General features: G+C 73.8%; 13 protein-coding genes. 5 read left to right on the top strand and 8 right to left on the bottom strand.

The genetic code is table 11. The features are described from left to right. The first annotated feature begins 2 nt into the window (after positions 1-2). Positions 3-1,484: an MATE family efflux transporter gene (locus WME76_RS39035; protein ID WP_437957231.1), complete on the top strand. Its 1,482-nt coding sequence runs from the start codon at positions 3-5 to the stop codon at positions 1,482-1,484. A 34-nt stretch (positions 1,485-1,518) separates the two neighbouring features. Here WME76_RS39035 and WME76_RS39040 read toward each other — a convergent pair whose 3' ends face one another. Then, positions 1,519-2,148 (bottom strand): TetR/AcrR family transcriptional regulator, encoded by a 630-nt coding sequence (locus WME76_RS39040; protein WP_437957232.1) that lies wholly within the window; start codon positions 2,146-2,148, stop codon positions 1,519-1,521. A gap of 217 nt (positions 2,149-2,365) precedes the next feature. Between WME76_RS39040 and WME76_RS39045 the strand changes: the two genes are divergently transcribed. Together WME76_RS39045 and WME76_RS39050 are read left to right on the top strand one after the other, a co-directional pair. Further along, positions 2,366-3,463: an efflux RND transporter periplasmic adaptor subunit gene (locus tag WME76_RS39045; protein WP_437957233.1), complete on the top strand. Its 1,098-nt coding sequence runs from the start codon at positions 2,366-2,368 to the stop codon at positions 3,461-3,463. Positions 3,464-3,470: 7 nt separating this feature from the next. Beyond that, positions 3,471-6,638 carry an efflux RND transporter permease subunit gene (locus WME76_RS39050; protein WP_437957234.1) on the top strand — a complete coding sequence of 1,056 codons (3,168 nt, stop codon included), beginning with the start codon at positions 3,471-3,473 and terminating at the stop codon, positions 6,636-6,638. A gap of 90 nt (positions 6,639-6,728) precedes the next feature. On the opposite strand, the gene WME76_RS39055 is transcribed toward WME76_RS39050, so the two are convergent. Together WME76_RS39055 and WME76_RS39060 are read right to left on the bottom strand one after the other, a co-directional pair. Beyond that, complete coding sequence (locus WME76_RS39055) at positions 6,729-7,199, bottom strand: DoxX family protein (RefSeq protein ID WP_437957235.1); 471 nt, start codon at positions 7,197-7,199, stop codon at positions 6,729-6,731. 67 nt (positions 7,200-7,266) lie between these two features. Further along, entirely contained in the window at positions 7,267-8,094 is an 828-nt protein-coding gene (locus tag WME76_RS39060) for a type 1 glutamine amidotransferase domain-containing protein (RefSeq protein WP_437957236.1), read from the bottom strand. Between the two features lie 75 nt (positions 8,095-8,169). Here WME76_RS39060 and WME76_RS39065 point away from each other — a divergent pair, with 75 nt between their 5' ends. Then, positions 8,170-9,084 carry a LysR family transcriptional regulator gene (locus WME76_RS39065; protein WP_437962205.1) on the top strand — a complete coding sequence of 305 codons (915 nt, stop codon included), beginning with the start codon at positions 8,170-8,172 and terminating at the stop codon, positions 9,082-9,084. Between the two features lie 72 nt (positions 9,085-9,156). Here the strand turns inward: WME76_RS39065 and WME76_RS39070 are convergent, their stop codons facing one another. Then, positions 9,157-9,648, bottom strand: a complete 492-nt coding sequence (locus WME76_RS39070; RefSeq protein ID WP_437957237.1) for a UPF0262 family protein — start codon at positions 9,646-9,648, stop codon at positions 9,157-9,159. A gap of 211 nt (positions 9,649-9,859) precedes the next feature. Continuing rightward, positions 9,860-10,078, bottom strand: a complete 219-nt coding sequence (locus tag WME76_RS39075; protein WP_437957238.1) for a heavy-metal-associated domain-containing protein — start codon at positions 10,076-10,078, stop codon at positions 9,860-9,862. 510 nt (positions 10,079-10,588) lie between these two features. Between WME76_RS39075 and WME76_RS39080 the strand changes: the two genes are divergently transcribed. After that, complete coding sequence (locus WME76_RS39080) at positions 10,589-10,984, top strand: four-helix bundle copper-binding protein (protein ID WP_437957239.1); 396 nt, start codon at positions 10,589-10,591, stop codon at positions 10,982-10,984. 40 nt (positions 10,985-11,024) lie between these two features. On the opposite strand, the gene WME76_RS39085 is transcribed toward WME76_RS39080, so the two are convergent. The 3 genes from WME76_RS39085 to WME76_RS39095 are packed head-to-tail and all read right to left on the bottom strand — an operon-like array spanning position 11,025 to position 17,090. Next, the gene (locus tag WME76_RS39085; protein WP_437957240.1) at positions 11,025-14,489 is read right to left on the bottom strand and encodes an efflux RND transporter permease subunit; all 3,465 of its coding nucleotides are present in this window, start codon (positions 14,487-14,489) and stop codon (positions 11,025-11,027) included. Beyond that, positions 14,479-15,852, bottom strand: coding sequence for an efflux RND transporter periplasmic adaptor subunit (locus tag WME76_RS39090; protein WP_437957241.1), 1,374 nt, complete (start codon positions 15,850-15,852; stop codon positions 14,479-14,481). Before WME76_RS39090 ends, WME76_RS39085 begins: the two co-directional genes overlap by 11 nt. Continuing rightward, positions 15,849-17,090, bottom strand: coding sequence for a TolC family protein (locus tag WME76_RS39095; RefSeq protein WP_437957242.1), 1,242 nt, complete (start codon positions 17,088-17,090; stop codon positions 15,849-15,851). The genes WME76_RS39090 and WME76_RS39095 overlap by 4 nt, the downstream gene beginning before the upstream one ends. Positions 17,091-17,198: the final 108 nt, after the last annotated feature.

Here is a 17,198-nt window from a genome sequence, read left to right on the forward strand (position 1 = left end):
CGATGACCCACCCCGCTACCCCCGCGCTGCGCGAAGCGGCGGCGCTCGCCCGGCAGGTGTGGCGGCTCGCCTGGCCCGCGATCGCGCACATGCTGCTGCTGACGCTCGTCTTCCTCGTCGGCCGCGGCATGGTCGGGCGCTACTCCACGACAGCGCTCGCCTCGATGCAGATCTGCGGGACGCTCACCTGGACGATCGTCTCGATCTTCAGCGCCACCTCCGCCGGCACGCTCGCCGTGGTGGCGCGCAGCGTGGGCGCGGGCGACCGCGCCGGCGCCGCCGCGGCCGTGCGCGTGTCGCTCGTCTTCGCGCTCGCGCTCGGGTCGGCGGTCTCGCTGCCGCTGCTCGTCGCCTGCGGCCCGCTGCTCCGCGCGCTCTTCCCGCAGGCCGGCGCGGCGGTCATCGCGCAGGCGGCCGCCTACCTCGGGATCGTGCTGCCGGCGCTGCCCCTCGCGTTCGTCGAGGCGGTCGCGGCGTCGGCGCTGCAGGGCGTCGGGGACACGAAGACGCCGCTCGTCGTGGCCACGCTCGGCAACCTGGTCAACGTGGCGGTGAGCGCCGTCCTGATCTTCGGCCACCTCGGGTTGCCCGCGCTCGGCGTGCGCGGCGCGGCCGTCGGCGTGGCGTGCACCATGGCGACCGAGGCGCTGCTGCTCACGGCGGCGCTGCTGTCCCGCTCGGGCCCGCTGCCCCTCCGGGCCTCGCCGGCGCCCTCCGCCGCCCCGCTGGCGCCCTTCGCCGCCGCGCCAGCGCCGCCCGCGGCCCCCTGGGGCGCCTCCGCGGCCCCCTGGGGCGCCTCCGCCGCCCCCGACCCGCTCACCCCCCGCCAGGCCGACGCCGCCGCGCTCGCGCGCGTCCTGCGCGTCGCCGCGCCCGCCTTTGCCGAGCGCTCGGCCTACCACGCCGGCTACATCGGCTTCGTCGCCATCATCGGGCTCCTCGGCGCCACGGCCATGGCCGCCAACCAGGCCCTCATCGCCATCGAGTCGGTCTGCTTCCTCTCCGCCGAGGGCTTCGGCATCGCCGCCGCGTCGCTCATGGCGCAGCGCCTCGGCGCGCGCAGCCCCCGCGACGCCGCGCGCGTCGCGCTCATCGCGGCCCTCATGGCGATCCTCGCCCTCTCCGCCTTCGGCGTCCTGTTCGCGCTCGCCCCGCGCCCGCTCCTGCGCGCGTTCTCGAGCGACCCCGAGCTCCTCGCCCTCGGCGCCCGCGCGCTCCCCGTCGCCGCGGTGGCGCAGCCGTTCATGGCGTTCGCGACCGTCATGGGGATGGGGCTCCGCGGCGCCGGCGACACCCGGACCGTGCTCGCCGTGACGCTCGTCTCCTCGCTCCTCGTGCGGCTCGGGGGGACCTGGCTGTTCGCGGTGACCCTCGGCCACGGGCTCGTCGGCGTCTGGATGGGCAGCACCGCCGACTGGATCTGCCGCAGCGCCCTCCTCGCCGTCGCCTACGCGCGCGGCCGCTGGAGGAGCGTCGCCGTCTGAGCCGCCCGCGCGCGCGGCCCCGCGCCGCGGCGGCTCAGATCGCGCCGCGCCGCTCAGGCCGCAGCACCCCGAGGAGGATCGCGTCGACGACGCGGGCGAGCTGGGCGTCGTCGACGCTCGCGCGATCCGCGATCATCTTGTGCTGGAGGTAGGCGGCGAGGAGCTCGCACGGGAGCATCGGATCGGCGCCCGGCGCGAGCTCGCCGCGCGCGACGGCGCCCTCGACGATCGCCCGCACCCCTGCCTCCTGGACGGCGCGCAGCGAGCGCGCGATGGCCATCAGCTCCGAGTCGGGCCCCTCGGCGAGGCACACGTGAAAGAGGCTCTGCCCCACCGGTGACGTCTGGATCTCGACGATCGCGCGCCCGAGCGAGAGGAGATCCCCGCGGAGAGAGCCCGTGTCCGGCGGGACGATCTTCTCGTCCGTGACCGACAGCAGCGCGGCGCGCACCAGGTCCTCCTTCGTCGGCCAGCGCCGGTAGACGGTGGTCTTGTTGACCCCCGCGCGCGTCGCCACGTCCTCGATCCGCAGCGCGCGGTAGCCCGCGCTCGCGAGCTCCTCCAGCGTCGCGGCCAGGATGCCGCGCACGACCGGCTCGCCGCGCACGAGCGCGCGCTTCTTCGCGGAGCCCCGCTTCGCCGTCCGCTTCGCCGTCGCCTGCATCGGCCGTCATTGAAGTTCGGTCACGCCGCACACGCCAGCGCAATCTTGCGACGGGGTCCCTTATCGCACCTCTTCGTTGCGATCACCGCAACCGATCGTTGCGATCGCCCTCGGCCGTGGTATACCAGATTGCAACTATCGGTTGCGATGGCCCAGGTGCCGGCGCCCCCCGCGGGCGAGCCCGCGCGCCCGCGACCGACACCGCCCCGAGGGACCCTTGAGCACCACCACGACGTCCAGCCGCGCCGGAAGCCTCCTCCTCCTCGCCGCGCTCGCCGCCGCCGCGCCGGGCTGCGCGACGAAGGCCAGCGCCTCCGACGCCCCCGGCGCGACCGAGGCGCCCGCGCCGCCCGTCCGCGTCGAGACAGCGCCGGCGCGCGAGGCGCCGATGCCGCGCAGCCTCGCGCTCACCGGCACGCTGCGCGGGGATCGGCAGACCGACCTGGCCGCCAACGCGGCCGGCCGCGTGCTCGAGACCTTCGTCGAGCGCGGCGCGGAGGTGAAGAAGGGCGACCTGCTCGCGCGCCTCGACGTCCGCGCCGCGGCGCTCACCGCCGCCGAGGCGCAGGCGAACGCCGCGCTGACCCGCGCCCAGGAGGAGACGGCGCGGCGCGAGTGCGATCGCACCAGGGCGCTGCTCGAGAGCGGCGCTGTCTCCCGGGCCGAGCACGACCGGATCGCCGACCAGTGCCGGAGCGCCCCGCTCTCGGTCGCGGCCGCCGCCGCCCGCGCCCGCGCCGCCTCGCAGAGCGTCGGCGACGGCCAGATCCGCGCGCCGTTCGACGGCACGATCACCGAGCGCTTCGTCGACGTCGGCGAGTACGTCCGCCACGACTCACCGGTCGTCGCGCTCGTCTCGAAGGGCGCGCCGCGCCTCTCGTTCAGCGTGCCGGAGGCGAACCTCGCGGCCGTCAGGCCCGGCGGCGCGCTGGCCTTCACGGTGCCGGCGTACCCGGGGCGCTCGTTCGCGGGCACGGTGCGCTGGATCGGCGGGGCGGTCCGCGAGACCACGCGCGACCTCGTCGCCGAGGCCGAGGTGCACGACCCCGACGGCGCGCTGCGGCCGGGCATGTTCGCCTCCATCGCGCTGGCGACAGGCGAGGCCCCCAGCCTCGTCGTGCCGAGGTCCGCCGTCGTCCCGCGGGACGGGCGCGCGCACCTGTTCGCCGTCGTCGATCGCCGGATCGAGGAGCGCGTCGTGCAGCTCGGCGCGGAGAAGGGCGACGCCATCGCCGTCCTCCGCGGCGTCCGCGCCGGCGAGGCGATCGTGATCCAACCGTCCGAGGCGCTCCAGAACGGCCAAGCCGTGGAGTGAGGTCGTCATGCAGTGGCTCGCTCGCGTCTGCGTCAAGAGGCCGGTCTTCGCGTCGGTCCTCATGCTGATCATCGTGGTCGTCGGCGCGGCCGGGTACACCCGGCTCGGCCTCGACCAGTTCCCCGACATCGACGTCCCGTACGTCGTCGTCACGACGCGCCTCGACGGCGCCGCGCCCGAGGAGGTCGAGGCCGAGATCTCCGACCGGATCGAGGGCGCGGTGAACACCATCAGCGGCATCGAGGAGCTCCGCTCGACGTCGACCCAGGGCGTCAGCCAGGTCGTCGTCGGCTTCGAGCTGGAGAAGGACGCCGACGTCGCCGCCCAGGAGGTGCGCGACAAGATCAACGCCGTCCTGCCCAGCCTGCCCAAGGGCATCGACCCGCCGATCGTGAGCCGGATCGACCTCGGCGCGGCCCCGGTCCTGCTCGTGTCCGTCGAGTCGGACCTGCCGATCCGCGACCTCAGCGAGATCGCCGACAAGCAGGTGCGCCGGCAGATCGAGGGCATCTCCGGCGTCGGCCAGGTCACCCTGATCGGCGCGCAGAGCCGGCAGCTCAACGTCTGGCTCGACCCGATCGCCCTGCGGGCGCAGGGGATCACCGCGGCCGAGGTCCAGCGCGCCATCGCGGCGCAGAACCTGATGACCCCGGGCGGCAGCGTCGAGACCGGCCCCGAGGACCTCACGCTGCGCGTGATGGGGCGCGTCGACTCGCCCGAGGCCCTCGGCCGCGTCGTGCTGCGGGAGAAGGACGGGCGCGCGGTGCGCCTCTCCGACGTCGCGCGCGTCGAGGACGATCGCGCGGAGGAGAAGACGTGGGCCCAGCTCGACCGCCGGCGCACCGTCCTCCTCTCGGTCGTCAAGCAGTCGGGCCAGAACACCGTCGCCGTCGTCGACGAGGTGCGGTCGCGCCTCGCCGAGGTGCAGCGCGCGCTGCCCGAGGGGACGAAGATCGAGGTCGTGCGCGACGGCTCGCGGGTCATCCGCACCGGCATCGCCGCCGTGAAGGAGCACCTCGTGCTCGGCGCCCTCCTCGCCGCCGTGGTGGTGCTCCTCTTCCTCGGCAACGCCCGCAGCACGCTCATCGCGGCGCTCGCGATCCCGATCTCGGTCATCGGGACGTTCGCGGTGATGTGGCTCGCCGGCTTCACGCTCAACTTCCTCACGCTCCTCGCGCTCGCGCTCGCGGTCGGCATCGTGATCGACGACGCCATCGTCGTGCTCGAGAACATCGTCCGTTACATCGACGAGAAGGGGATGAAGCCGTTCCCGGCCGCCGTCCTGGCGACCCGGGAGATCGGCATGGCGGTGCTCGCGACGACGCTCTCGCTCATGGCGGTCTTCATCCCTGTCGCGTTCATGCCCGGCATGGTGGGGCGCTTCCTCAAGAGCTTCGGCCTCACGATGGCCTTCGCCATCGGCGTCTCGCTGATCGTCAGCTTCTCCCTCACCCCCTCGCTCGCCGCGCGGTGGCTCTCGGGGCACCGGCGCCACGGCGAGCGCGCGGCGCCCTCGGTCCTCGAGCGCGCCGTCGACGTCTTCTACCGGCCGATCGAGCGCGCCTACATGGCCGCGCTCGCGTGGGTGATGCGGCGCCGCTGGGTGGTCGTCGTCGCCTCCGCGGCCGCGCTCGGCTCGTGCCTCCCCGTCGCCAGGACGCTGCCCGCCGGCTTCCTCCCGGAGGACGATCAGGCGCAGTTCGAGATCACGATGCGCGCGCCCGAGGGCACGAGCCTCACCTCGACCCGCCTCATCGCCGAGCGGATCGCCGACGACGTGCGCCGGCTCCCGGGCGTCACCAGCACGCTGATGACGGTGGGCGAGGGGGAGCAGCAGGCCTCGAACGTCGCCAAGATCTACGTGATGCTCGTCGACCCGGAGCAGCGCGCGCTCGGGCAGCTCCAGATCATGCAGAGGGCGCGCGAGGAGGTGCTCGCGAAGCTGCCGCCCGAGCTGCGCGTCACGGCCGGCGAGGTGCAGGCGATCTCGTCCGGCGGCCAGTCGACGGGGCGGATCCAGGTGGCGCTCCAGGGCCCGGATCTCGACCGCCTGGCGGAGTACGCGGCGCGCATCACCGAGGAGCTGCGGAGGGTCCCCGGCGCCGTGGACGTCGACAACAGCCTCGTCGTCGGCAAGCCCGAGCTCCGCGCCACCATCGATCGCGACCGCGCCGCGGATCTCGGCGTCCAGGTGGCCGACGTGGCCGGCGCGCTCCAGCTCTTCGTCGGCGGGCTCAAGGTCTCGACGTACTCGGAGGCGGGCGAGCAGTACGACGTCCGCATGCGCGCCGACGCGAGGTACCGCGCCGACGCGGAGAGCCTCTCGTTCCTCACCGTGCCCTCGTCCAGGTACGGCGCCGTCCCGCTCCACAGCGTCGTCGCGATGGAGCCCGACAGCGGGCCCTCCTCGATCGGCCGCCTCGGCCGGCGCCGGCAGATCACGATCAGCGCGAACTCCGCCCCCGGCGTCGGCGACACGGCGGTGCAGTCGGCGCTCGACAGGATCGTCGCCGAGCAGCGGATGCCGGCGGGCTACTCCACGCAGGCGGTGGGGAGCTCGAAGAACACGGCGAGCACGGCGACGAGCTTCGTCGTCGTCATCGGCCTCGCGTTCGTGTTCATGTACCTGATCCTCGCGGCGCAGTTCGAGTCGTGGCTGCACCCGGTGACGATCCTGCTCTCGCTGCCGCTCACGGTCCCGTTCGCGCTGATCTCGCTGAAGCTGTTCGGCCAGTCGCTGAACCTGTTCTCGGGGCTCGGCCTCCTCGTCCTCTTCGGCGTGGTGAAGAAGAACGCGATCCTCCAGATCGATCACACGAACCACCTGCGGGCCGAGGGGATGCCGCGGCTCCAGGCGATCCTCCAGGCGAACAAGGACCGGCTCCGGCCGATCCTGATGACGACGATCGCCTTCGTCGCCGGCATGATCCCGCTCGTGCTCTCGCGCGGCGTCGGCTCGGGCCAGAACCGGACGACGGGGGCGATCGTGCTCGGCGGGCAGTCGCTCTCGCTCGTCCTCACGCTGCTCGCGGTGCCGGTGGCCTACTCGCTCTTCGACGACGCGGCCGAGTGGCTGCGCCGCCGCAGGAGCAAGGCGGCGGAGGACCGGGGCGAGGCCGAGCTGGACGCGCTGCTCGGCCGGCCGGAGGCCGGCGCGCCGGCGGGCGGCGAGTGAGGCGCGCCCGGGCGCCGCGGGCAGGGCGCGGGGCGACGCGCGCACGCTGCGGGTGATCGTGACGGGCCGTGCCCGGCGGCGCGGCCGGCCCTAGCGCGGGGGCCGCGAGGCGCCCCGCCGGGCGAGCCGCGCGTCGAGCGAGAGGGGGCCCGCGCCGACGATCAGCAGGAACAGCGCCCCGAGCAGCATCGCCCAGTCCGTGCGCGACTCGTGCGCCATCGCCCAGAACCCGCGCTTCACGAGGATGGGGACCTTCGTCGACGCGATCGCGACCAGCATGGTGGCGATGAGCGGCACGGCGGCGAGGCGCGTCGCGAGGCCGAGGAGGACGAGCGACCCGCAGGCGATCTCGACGGCGCCGACGAAGGGGCCGAGGATCTCCGGCGAGGGGAGGCCGATCTTCGCGAAGCGGCCGGCGCCGATCTCGGCGGGGAAGAGGAACTTCTGGATCCCCTCGGACAGAAAGACGCTGCCCACGGCGATGCGGATCAACACGGCCGCCGCAGGGGCTCGCGTCTCTGTGATCCGGCGGATCAGGCTCTGGCGAGGCGTGGCGCTCATGGCCGCAGGATACATCGGGCGCCGAGGCCTTCATCCCTCCTCGCGCGCCCCGCGGGCGGCCGGCCCCTCAACGCGCCGCGGGGTGGAGCAGGCGGACCATCGCCTCGGCGACGCCCGCGGCCGACGCAGGGTTTTGCCCGGTCACGAGGCGCTCGGCGACGACGACCTGCTTCTGCCACGGCGCCGCAGGCTGGAAGAGCGCGCCGCGCTCGACGAGCCGATCCTGGAGCAGGAACGGCACCACGGCGTCGAGCTTCACCGCCCGCTCCTCCTCGTTCGTGAACGCGCTCACCGCCTTGCCGGCGACGAGGTGCTGCCCGGACGAGAGGCGCACGTTCACGAGCGCTGCGGGCCCGTGGCACACGGCGCCGACGACGCCGCCGCGCTCGTAAATGCTCGCGGCGACGCGCGCGAACGCCTCGTTCTCGGGGAAGTCCCACATCGTGCCGTGCCCGCCGGCGAAGAAGATCGCGGCGTAGCGGGACGGGTCGACGCTGGCCGCCGGCAGGCTGTCGTGAACGCGCCCCGCGAGCGCGCCGCCGTCGAGGAACGGAGCGCTGGCCGGGTCGGCGTCGTCGACGCCGTCGAGCGGCACGCGGCCGCCGCGCGTCGAGGCGAAGTCGACGGCGAGCCCCGCCTTCGTGAACTCGGCGTACGGGTGCGCGATCTCGGGCAGGTAGGCGCCCGTGGGCTGCCCGGTGGCGCCCTTCTCGTCGTGGCTGGTCATGGCGATGAGCACGCGCTGGGTCATCTGGTTCTCCTTGGATTGAGCCTGGTCTGGGTGAGCGCTGTCGGGCGTGGCGCCGCCCGCGCACCCGGATGAGAAGGCGCACAGGGCGGCGAGCAGCGTGGTCAACGCCGCGCGGCGCCCGGGGCGACGATCCGGATCGGTCATGCCCAACTCGTAGGCGCTGCGGCGCGCGCCGGGTAGACGACGCCAGGGCGAAGCATTTGTACTAGCGTGTTGAGAATGGTCGCGCCGTCGCTCGCCGGTACGCTCCCGAACGTCGAGGCGTTCTGCCGCACCTACGAGACGGGGAGCTTCACCCGCGCCGCGCGCCTGCTCGCCGTCACGCCGCAGGCGACGAGCCGGAGCGTCGCGCGGCTCGAGCGCAGGCTCGGCGTGACGCTCTTCCGGCGCACCACCCGGAGCCTCGCGCCGACCGACGAGGCGCGCCGCTACTACGCGCTGTGCACCCAGGCGCTCGCGCTCCTGTCCGCGGGTGAGCGCGAGCTCGCGAGCGAGCGCTCCTCCCCCGAAGGGCTCGTACGCATCAGCGTCCCGACGACGTACGGCCACCACCGTCTGCTCCCGGCGCTCGGCGTGTTTCGCGAGCGCTACCCCGGCATACGCGTGGACATCCACGTGTCGAACCAGAACGTCGACTTCGTCCGCGAGGGGCACCACCTCGCGATCCGCATGGGAGCGATCGCCGACAGGACGCTCGTGGCCCGCAAGCTCGGCGACTTCGCGCTCGGCGTTTACGCGAGCAGCAGCTACCTGGCCCGGCACGGCGCGCCGCGCTCGCCCTCGGATCTCGAGAAGCACACGTGCATCGCGTTCCAGATGCCGCGTTCGGGTCGGGCGCTCCCGTGGGTCTTCCACCCTGGCCCGACCTCGCTCGTCCCCGAAGCCCGCTACCGGTGCTCGGAGGACGTGCTCGGCACCATCGGGCTCGCGCGCGCCGGCGTCGGGCTCGTGCAGACGTACGACTTCCTGGTCGAGGACGACGTCGCGCGCGGCACGCTCGTGCAAGTGCTCGCGCCGTTCCGAGGGGCGAGCCGGCCGTTCTCGCTGATTCACCCCAAAGGCACCGTGCTGTCGCCCCCCGCCCGCGCGCTCAAGGCGTTCGTCATCGAGCGCGAGGCGGCGCGCGCGAGGTGACCCGCGCCTGTCCGGGGTTGCACGTCGTCGATGTGCTGACGGCGGGGCGAGGCTCGCGCCGGTTCTCCCGTGCTACCGCGCGCGCCTCGAGTCGTGCAGATGCGGTGTGAGCGGCCCGAGCCGCGTCGTGTCGACGGTGAGCGAGACGACGAGCGAGAAGAAGCGGCGGCGCGTCTCGAAGCTCGGGCTCAGGTCGGGGAGGAGCGCGCCGATCCGCCTTGCGCCCGCGTCGTGGACGACGCGCTTGGCCATATCGAGGGTCTCGATGTGCGCGGCGTGGAAATCGCCCCCGGAGAGCTTCTTGATGAGGTCCGCGTACTCGCTCACGAGCGGCGCGATGTCCGCCCGCGCGACGGCGAGGGCGTCATCCGAGCGGGAGCTTCCGGTGAAGACGAAGTGGAGGTGTCTGTCGTCGTAGCCGGCGATCAGGGTGCACGGCTCGCGCGAGGGCCAGGGCGGCTCGCCGGAGACCATGTCGGTCGTGATCGTGCGCCACTCCTGCCTCCGGAGCGGCGACGCGCTCGACCAGAGGCGCTCTTCGATTCGGATGGCATGGACGGGCATACGGGATGAGCTCATCCTAGCGCTCACGCCTCACGGTGGTAGCGGCTCACGGCTGGACACCGTAGGAGGATCGGGGGAGCAAGAGCTCGTCGGAGCTCCAGGATATGCGTATTATCCAGCCGTTTCCTGAATACGCGATCTCCGTCCGGCCTCCCGGATGTCCTGGGCAATTCCGCAGATCCCGGCCACGAGCCCCGGGCGCCGCGCGCCCTCAGGCGGCGCGGGGGCGCACGTCGTAGCCGGCCCCGCGCACGGCCTCGGCGAGCGCGTCCACGGACGCGCTCGCCGGGTCGTGCCGCACGACGACGGTGCCCTCGCGCAGGCGCACCTCGACCTTGGCGATGCCGTCGAGCGCGCGGAGCGCGCTGTCGATGTGGCGAATGCAGGACGGGCAGCTCATCCCGTCGACGTGGAGGATGGTCTCTTTCATGGTGTCTTCCTTCCGGCGACCCGCTGGCCGCTCACCCCCGAAGACGCAGCCGTCCCGCTTCATTACACCCCGCCGGCGCCGCCGCGTCCGTCCGGCCGCGTGCGCTGTGCCCGCCCCGCAGAGCCCGGCTGCGCCGCGGTCCGCGCGATGCGCGCCAGCGCGCTCCCCGTGACACCGGCTCCGCCGGTTCCAGCAGGCGCGTCGATGTGACCGTGCCGGTTACAAGCGCCCCGGCGTTCGTCCCCTGGTCCAAGGCAATCTGCATTCGATCTCGCCCGGGCGCTCGGTGAGCACCGCAGACGCACCGGCGGGCGGTATGGCGCGAACGCATCCGCGACATCGGAGCTCGTTCGTCCTTCGTCCGAGCCGTGGTTACGGAGCGCTCCGACATGACGAACCTGGTGAACTGGGCAAGCCTGTCGACTCGCCGGCCGGCGTCATGTCAGGCGAGCATGCAGGACATGAGCTCAAAGGACACCGAGAAGTATCATTGAAATAAGGGAGGGACACATGGCCCACAAAGGGACGACCCTGAGCAAGGCTTTCCAGGACACCGCCACCGAGGCCCAGAACTGCCAGTCGATCTGCGTCCAGTCGATCCAGCACTGTCTCCAGATGGGAGGCCCCCACGTGGAGCCTTCCCACATGCAGCTCCTGCAGGATTGCGCCGAGATCTGCGAGACGACCGGGACGATGCTGCTGCGCGCCTCGCCGCAGCACAACCAGGTCACGGCCGCGTGCGCGGACATCTGCGAGCGCTGCGCCCGGAGCTGTGACCGGTTCGCGGGCGACGCGCAGATGAAGGCCTGCGCCGACGCCTGCCGCCACTGCGCCGCCGCGTGCCAGCAGGCCGCGCAGATGCGGCCGGGCGGGGCGGCCGGCGCGGGACACCACAGCGTGCCCTGAGCCAGCCGCCGCGCCGCCGGAGCGTCGCTGCGCGGCGCCGTCAGCCCTGCGCGGCGTGCTCCGCCGCCGCCCCTGGAGCGAGAGCCGGCGGCGCCGCGGGCGCGGCCCGGCGGAGCTGGGAGCCCCTCCACACCACGTACATCGCGGGGATCACCAGCAACGTCAGCAGCGTGAGCGAGACCAGCCCTCCCCACATCGGCGCGGCGATGCGCTTGGCCACGTCGGACCCGACGCCATCGTCGAGCAGCACCGGGAGCAGGCCGAACACGTTGGTGAGCACCGTCATCAGGAGCGGCCGCACGCGCTTCGCGCCCGCCTCGAGCGAGGCCTGGATGAGGTCGTCGACGCTCGCCAGCGTGCCGGCTTCACGCCCCCGGGTCCACGCCTCGTCGAGATACACGATCATGACGCTCGCGGTCTCGGCGGCGACGCCGAGGAGCGCGATCATCCCGACCCACACGGCGATCGAGGTGTTGAATCCGGCGGCGTAGAGCGTCCAGATCGCGCCCACGGCGGCGAACGGCACCCCGGTCATCACGAGGAGCGTCTGCGCCGCTCCGCCGAAGTTCAGGTAAAGAATCACGAACACGATGCCGAGCGTGAGCGGCAGGATGTACGCGAGTCGCTCGCGCACGCGCTCGAGCAGCTCGAATTGCCCCGTCCACTTGAGGTAATAGCCCGGGGGCAGCTCGACCTCCCGCGCGACGGCCACCTTCGCCGCCTCCACGTAGCCGCCGACGTCGCTCGTCGAGGTGTCGATGTAGATCCAGCCCGTGAGCGAGCCCATCTCGCTCTTGATCATCGGCGGCCCCATGACCGTCTCGATCCTGGCGAGCTGCCCGAGCGGGACGGACGCCGCGCGCGCCGGCCCCTCGGCGGGGCCCCTCGCCATGGCGGCGCTCCCGCCCATCGCGCCGCCGCCCATCGCGCCGCCCCCGCCGGCGGCGAGGCGCGCGATCTCGGCCGGCGAGGGGGCGCCCCCCATCGGATCGCCGCCCATGCCGCCCGCGGCCATGCCCCCGCCGAAGGCCGCGGACGCCGCGCCGCCCATCGCCGCCGGGGCGCTCCCGACCGGCAGCGGGCGCGGCGACAGCGGGGCGACCGGGACCGGCACGTCGCGCAGCGCCTCGATGCTGTCCCGGAGCTCGCGCGGATAACGCACGCTCACCCGGTAGCGCTCGCGGCCCTCGAAGAGGGTGTCGACATCCATGCCGCCGATCGTGCTCTCCACCACGTCGAGCACGTCGCGCACGCTGAGGCCGTACCGGGCGATGGCCTGCCGGTCGGGCGTGATGTCGAGGAAGAAGCCGCCGAGCTCGCGCTCCGCATAGACGCTCCGCGTCCCGGGCACGTCCCTGAGCGCGCGCTCCAGGTCGTCGTCGATCTTGCTGATCACCTCGAGATCCGGCCCGAAGACCTTGAGCCCGATCGGCGTCCGGATCCCTGTCGCGAGCATGTCGATCCGCGCCTTGATCGGCATGGTCCACGCGCCCTGCACGCCGGGGGTCGCCGTCTTCTGCTCGAGCTCGGCCACGAGCTTCTCGTGCGTCATCCCCGGCCGCCACGCGCTCCTCGGCTTCAGCCGGACGACGGTCTCGAACATCGAGAGCGGGGCCGGGTCGAGCGCGGTCTCGGCGCGGCCCGCCTTGCCGAACACGCGCTCGACCTCGGGCACGCTCCGGATCTGCGCGTCCTGCCAGGTCAGGAGGCGCCGGGCCTCGGCGATGGGGATGCCCGGCACCGTGACCGGCATGAAGAGCAGGTCGCCCTCGTCGAGCGGCGGCATGAACTCCGATCCCAGGCGCGACATCGGGTACACCGTGGCCCCCATGAGCCCGATCGCGGCCGCGATGACGAGGCCGCGGCGGCGCAGGCACGCCCGCAGCACGGGGCGATAGGCCGCGATGCAGAGGCGGTTGATTGGATTCCGCGCCTCCGGCGTGATCCGGCCCCTCAGGAGCGTCACCATCAGCGCGGGCACCAGCGTGACCGAGAACAGCGACGCGAACGCCATCGAGAAGGTCTTGGCCAGGGCGAGCGGCCGGAAGAGCCGGCCCTCCTCGCCCTCGAGGGTGAAGACGGGCAAGAACGCGATGGTGAGCACGAGCAGCGCCCCGAACATCGACGGCCCGAGCTCGCGCGCGGCGCCGATGACGATCTCCGCGCGCGGGATCTCGCGCCCTTCCCGCTCCGCCGCCTCGATCTTCCGGTGCGCGTCCTCGACCAGCACGCAGGCGGAGTCGACCATGTCGCCCAGCGCCAGGATGATCCCGGCGAGCGACATGATGTTGATCGAGAGATCCAGCGCATAGAAGGCGATGAACGTCGCGGCCGTCGCGACCGGGAGCGCGATGGCGGCCACCAGCGCGGAGCGCAGGTGGAAGAGGAAGACGAAGATGACAAGGATGACCACGCCCAGGATCTGGACCAGGTTGGTCGAGAGCGTCTTCACCGAGCCGGCGATGAGCTCGCTCCGGTCGTAGACAGGCACGACCTCCACGCCGGGCGGGAGGGAGCCCTTCACCTCCTCGATCTTGCGCTTCACCCGATCGATGACGTCGAGCGCGTTCTCGCCGTGGCGCATCACCACGATGCCGCCGACGACCTCGCCGCGGCCGTCGAGCTCGGCCACGCCGCGGCGGAGGTTGCCGCCCACGGTGACGTCGGCGACGTCGCGGACGCGGATCGGCGTGCCGCGCGCGTCGGTCGCGACAACCGCTTCCTCGAGATCCTCCCTGCCGCGCACGTAGCCCCGGCCGCGGAGCACGTACTCGTGCTGGGCCATCTCGATCACGCGCCCGCCCACCTCGGTGTTGGCCCCGCGGACGGCCGCGGCGACCTGCCCCACGGACGCGCCCCGCGCCTTCATCCGCGCCGGGTCGACCTGGATCTGGTACTCCTTCTCGAAGCCGCCCACGCTCGCGACCTCGGCGACGCCCTCCAGCCCCTGGAGCCAGTAGCGAAGGTGCCAGTCCTGGAACGAGCGCAGCTCCTGGAGGTTGTGCTCCCCGCGCTCGTCGACGAGGGCATATTGATAGACCCACCCCACGCTTGTCGCGTCCGGGCCGATCTGCGGCGTGACGCCCTCGGGCAGGCTGTCCTTCACCTTGGCGAGCTGCTCGACGACGCGCGATCGCGCCCAGTAGATGTCCGTCCCGTCCTTGAAGACGACGTGGACGAAGCTCATCCCGAACATCGTGAGTCCGCGGACGGTCTTCACCCCGGGCGCGCCCAGGAACGACGTGGCGACGGGATAGGTGACCTGATCCTCGATGAGGGTCGGGCTGCGGCCCATCCACTCGGTGGCCACGATGACCTGCGTGTCCGAGAGATCCGGCAGCGCGTCGAGCTGGGAGCGCCGCGCGCTGAACAGCCCGAAGGCGGTGAGCGCCGCGGCGAGGAGGAAGATGAAGAGCCGCTTGCGGGCGGAGAAGTCGATCAGGCGCGCGATGACGCCGAGCGGCGCCGCCGGCGCGTCGTCGCGGCGCGGCGGCTCAGTGGACATGGCCGCCCTTGGGCGCGCTGGAGGCCTGGAGTCGGCTCTCGGAGTCGAGGAGGAACTGCGCCCCTGTCGCGACCCGCTCTCCCGCGGACAGGCCCGCGTCGACCCGGTAGCGATCGCCGACGAGCGGGCCGAGCTTCACCTCGCGCGGCTCGGCCCTGTCGCCCTGGACAACGAAGGCGATGGCGCGCGTGCCGGTCCGGATCACCGCGCTCTCCGGGACCGAGAGCCCCTCGCCGAGCGCCAGATCCATGGTCACGGAGACGAACGCGCCGGGCCGGAGCGAGCCGTCGGCGTTGTCGAGCTCGAACCGGATCTTCATCGTGCGGGTGGCCTCGTCCACCGTCGGCGGGACGAACGCGACGGGCGCGTGGAGCGCGCCCTCGCGCCCCTCGACGTGGAGGTGCGCGTGATCCCCGGCGCGGACGTGGGGCACGTCGCGCTCGTACACGTCGGCCAGCACCCAGACGCGGGACAGGTCCGAGATGGTGTAGAGCTCCAGCGAGGGCTCGACGAACATGCCGTCCACGGCCTGCTTCGCCACGACCACGCCGGCGCGCGGCGCGGTGAGGGCGAAGGTGCGCTGCGGCTGCCGGGTCGCCTCCAGCCGCGCGATCTCCGCCTTCGGCACGTCCCAGAGCGAGAGTCGGCGGCGCGCGGCGGCGAGGAGCTGCTCGTGGGCGCGCCGCTCCGCGGCCGCGAGCTCGCCCGCCGGAGCCGGCGCTCCCGCGGCGCGCTCGAGCAGCGCCACGAACTCCAGCTCTGCCGCGAAGACCTCCTGGCTGTACAGCGAGCAGAGCGCCTGCCCCGCCGAGACCTTGCGGCCGACGAAGTCGACGGCGACGCGCTCGACGAAGCCGCGGACCTTGGCGTGCACGTGCGCCGATCGCGTCTCGTCCAGCGCGACGACGCCCACGGTGCGGAGCGGGCGCTTGAGCTCCCGCGACTCGACCACGGCCGTGCTGAGCGCCAGGCCGCCGAGGCGCGCCGGGTCCAGGGAGACCGGGGCGTAGCCCGCCGGGCTCATCGGCGTCGCGGCGCCTTCCCCGGCGCGGGCGGCGGCGGGCTGGGCCGCAGGCGCCCCGTGGCCGGCGTGGGGGTCGCCCCCGGCGGGCTGGGCCGCGGGCGCCCGGTGGCCGGCGTGGGGATCGCCCCCGGCGGGCTCGGCCCGCTGCGCCCCGTGACCGGCGTGGGGATCGCCCCCGGCGGGCTCGGCCCGCTGCGCCCCGTGACCGGCGTGAGGATCGACCGGCGTCGGCGCGGCGCTCGGGGCCGCGTGCGCGGCGTGCCCGTCGTCGGTCGAGGGGGCGTTGCAGCCGAGCAGCGCCACCGCGGCGGTGAGCACGATCGAACGAGTCCGCTTCATTGTCCATCTCCACCGAGCGGCCCGCCCACGGCCCGCTCGAGCTCTGCGAGGGCGATCTCGCGGCGCACCGCCGCCTCGGCGACGGCGAGCTCCGCGCTCTGGAGGGCGCGCCGCGCGTCGAGCACGGCGACGAGGTCCGCCGCCGCCGTGCCGTAGCCCGCGATCGCGGCCTCGAAGCTCTCGCGTGCCTTCGGCAGCGCCACCGCGCGCAGGAGCTCCATCTGCCGGGCCGCGGCCTGCGCCCGGTGCCAGGCGCCGGCGACCTCGGACGCGATCATCGCGCGCATCGCCGCCCGGTCCTCCGCGGCGCCGTCCGCGCGCGCGTCGAAGGCGCGGGCGAGGTGCCCCTGCTTTGCGGCGCCGAAGAGCGGGATCGTGCCGCCGATCATCGCGCCGAACGACGGCGCGGCGCCGATGTTCTGGTTGAGCCAGACGCCCGTCATGAGGTCCGGGTACGGCTCCTTGCGCGCCATGGCCGCCATCGCCTGCGCCTCGGCCCGCATCGCCGCCATCCCCGCGAGCTCGGGCCGCGCCGCGCCGGCCCGGCCGACGAGCGCCGCGAGCCCGGCCGATGGCATCGGGGAGAGCGCGCCGGTCGGCTCGGCGATCGGCGTGTCGACGGGCCGGTCCCTGAGCGCGTTCAGCATGGCCACCATGGCGGCGCGCTCGCCTTCCAGGTCGACGAGCTCCACGTCGATCGCCGCGACCTCCACCTGCGCGCGCGCCACGTCGTGGTGGCCGCCCTGGCCCGCGGCGTAGCGCCCGAGCGCCGCGCCGGCGATCTGGACCGCGAGGCCGCGCGCCGCGCGGGTCACCTCGCTGCGCTTCGCGCTCCGGAGCAGCATGAAGTACGCGCGCTTCGCCTCGAGGCGCAGGTCGAGCCGGCGGACCGCGAGCTCCGCGGCCGCGTTGCTCTCCTGCTGCTCCACCGCCCGGCGCATCAGCTCGAGCTTCCCGGGCCAGGGGACCATCTGCGAGAGCTCGTACCGGATCATGGGCATCTCCGCGCCCATCGGGAGGCGATCGACCATCACGCTGGCCGCGGGATCGGGCCACGCGCCGGCCGCCGCGGCCTCGTCCTGGAACGCGCGCCGCCGCAGCGCGCCCGCGCGCAGCGAGGGGTTCCGGGCGAGCACGTCGGCGACGATCGCGTCGAGCCCGGGCTCGTCGGCCCGCGCGGCCTGCGCGCCGCCGAGCGACGCCAGCGCGAGCAGGGCGGCGAACAGTCGCGACTTCATGCCCGCGACCAGAGCACGGGGTGTGCCGCCCGCTCGCCGCCTGTCGCCGCCTGTCGCCGCCTGCTGCCGCGGGTGCCGCCCGCCGGGCCGGCGCAGGGCGTGCGCGGC

The sequence above is a fragment of the Sorangium sp. So ce119 genome (assembly GCF_051524405.1).
Taxonomy (GTDB): domain Bacteria; phylum Myxococcota_A; class Polyangia; order Polyangiales; family Polyangiaceae; genus Sorangium; species Sorangium cellulosum_G.

Coding starts and splice junctions, on each gene's coding strand:
- WME76_RS39035 (WP_437957231.1), top strand. CDS start 3: ATGACCCACCCCGCTACCCCCGCGCTGCGCGAAGCGGCGGCGCTCGCC.
- WME76_RS39040 (WP_437957232.1), bottom strand. CDS start 2,148: ATGCAGGCGACGGCGAAGCGGACGGCGAAGCGGGGCTCCGCGAAGAAG.
- WME76_RS39050 (WP_437957234.1), top strand. CDS start 3,471: ATGCAGTGGCTCGCTCGCGTCTGCGTCAAGAGGCCGGTCTTCGCGTCG.
- WME76_RS39055 (WP_437957235.1), bottom strand. CDS start 7,199: ATGAGCGCCACGCCTCGCCAGAGCCTGATCCGCCGGATCACAGAGACG.
- WME76_RS39060 (WP_437957236.1), bottom strand. CDS start 8,094: ATGACCGATCCGGATCGTCGCCCCGGGCGCCGCGCGGCGTTGACCACG.
- WME76_RS39065 (WP_437962205.1), top strand. CDS start 8,170: ATGGTCGCGCCGTCGCTCGCCGGTACGCTCCCGAACGTCGAGGCGTTC.
- WME76_RS39070 (WP_437957237.1), bottom strand. CDS start 9,648: ATGCCCGTCCATGCCATCCGAATCGAAGAGCGCCTCTGGTCGAGCGCG.
- WME76_RS39075 (WP_437957238.1), bottom strand. CDS start 10,078: ATGAAAGAGACCATCCTCCACGTCGACGGGATGAGCTGCCCGTCCTGC.
- WME76_RS39080 (WP_437957239.1), top strand. CDS start 10,589: ATGGCCCACAAAGGGACGACCCTGAGCAAGGCTTTCCAGGACACCGCC.
- WME76_RS39085 (WP_437957240.1), bottom strand. CDS start 14,489: ATGTCCACTGAGCCGCCGCGCCGCGACGACGCGCCGGCGGCGCCGCTC.
- WME76_RS39090 (WP_437957241.1), bottom strand. CDS start 15,852: ATGAAGCGGACTCGTTCGATCGTGCTCACCGCCGCGGTGGCGCTGCTC.
- WME76_RS39095 (WP_437957242.1), bottom strand. CDS start 17,090: ATGAAGTCGCGACTGTTCGCCGCCCTGCTCGCGCTGGCGTCGCTCGGC.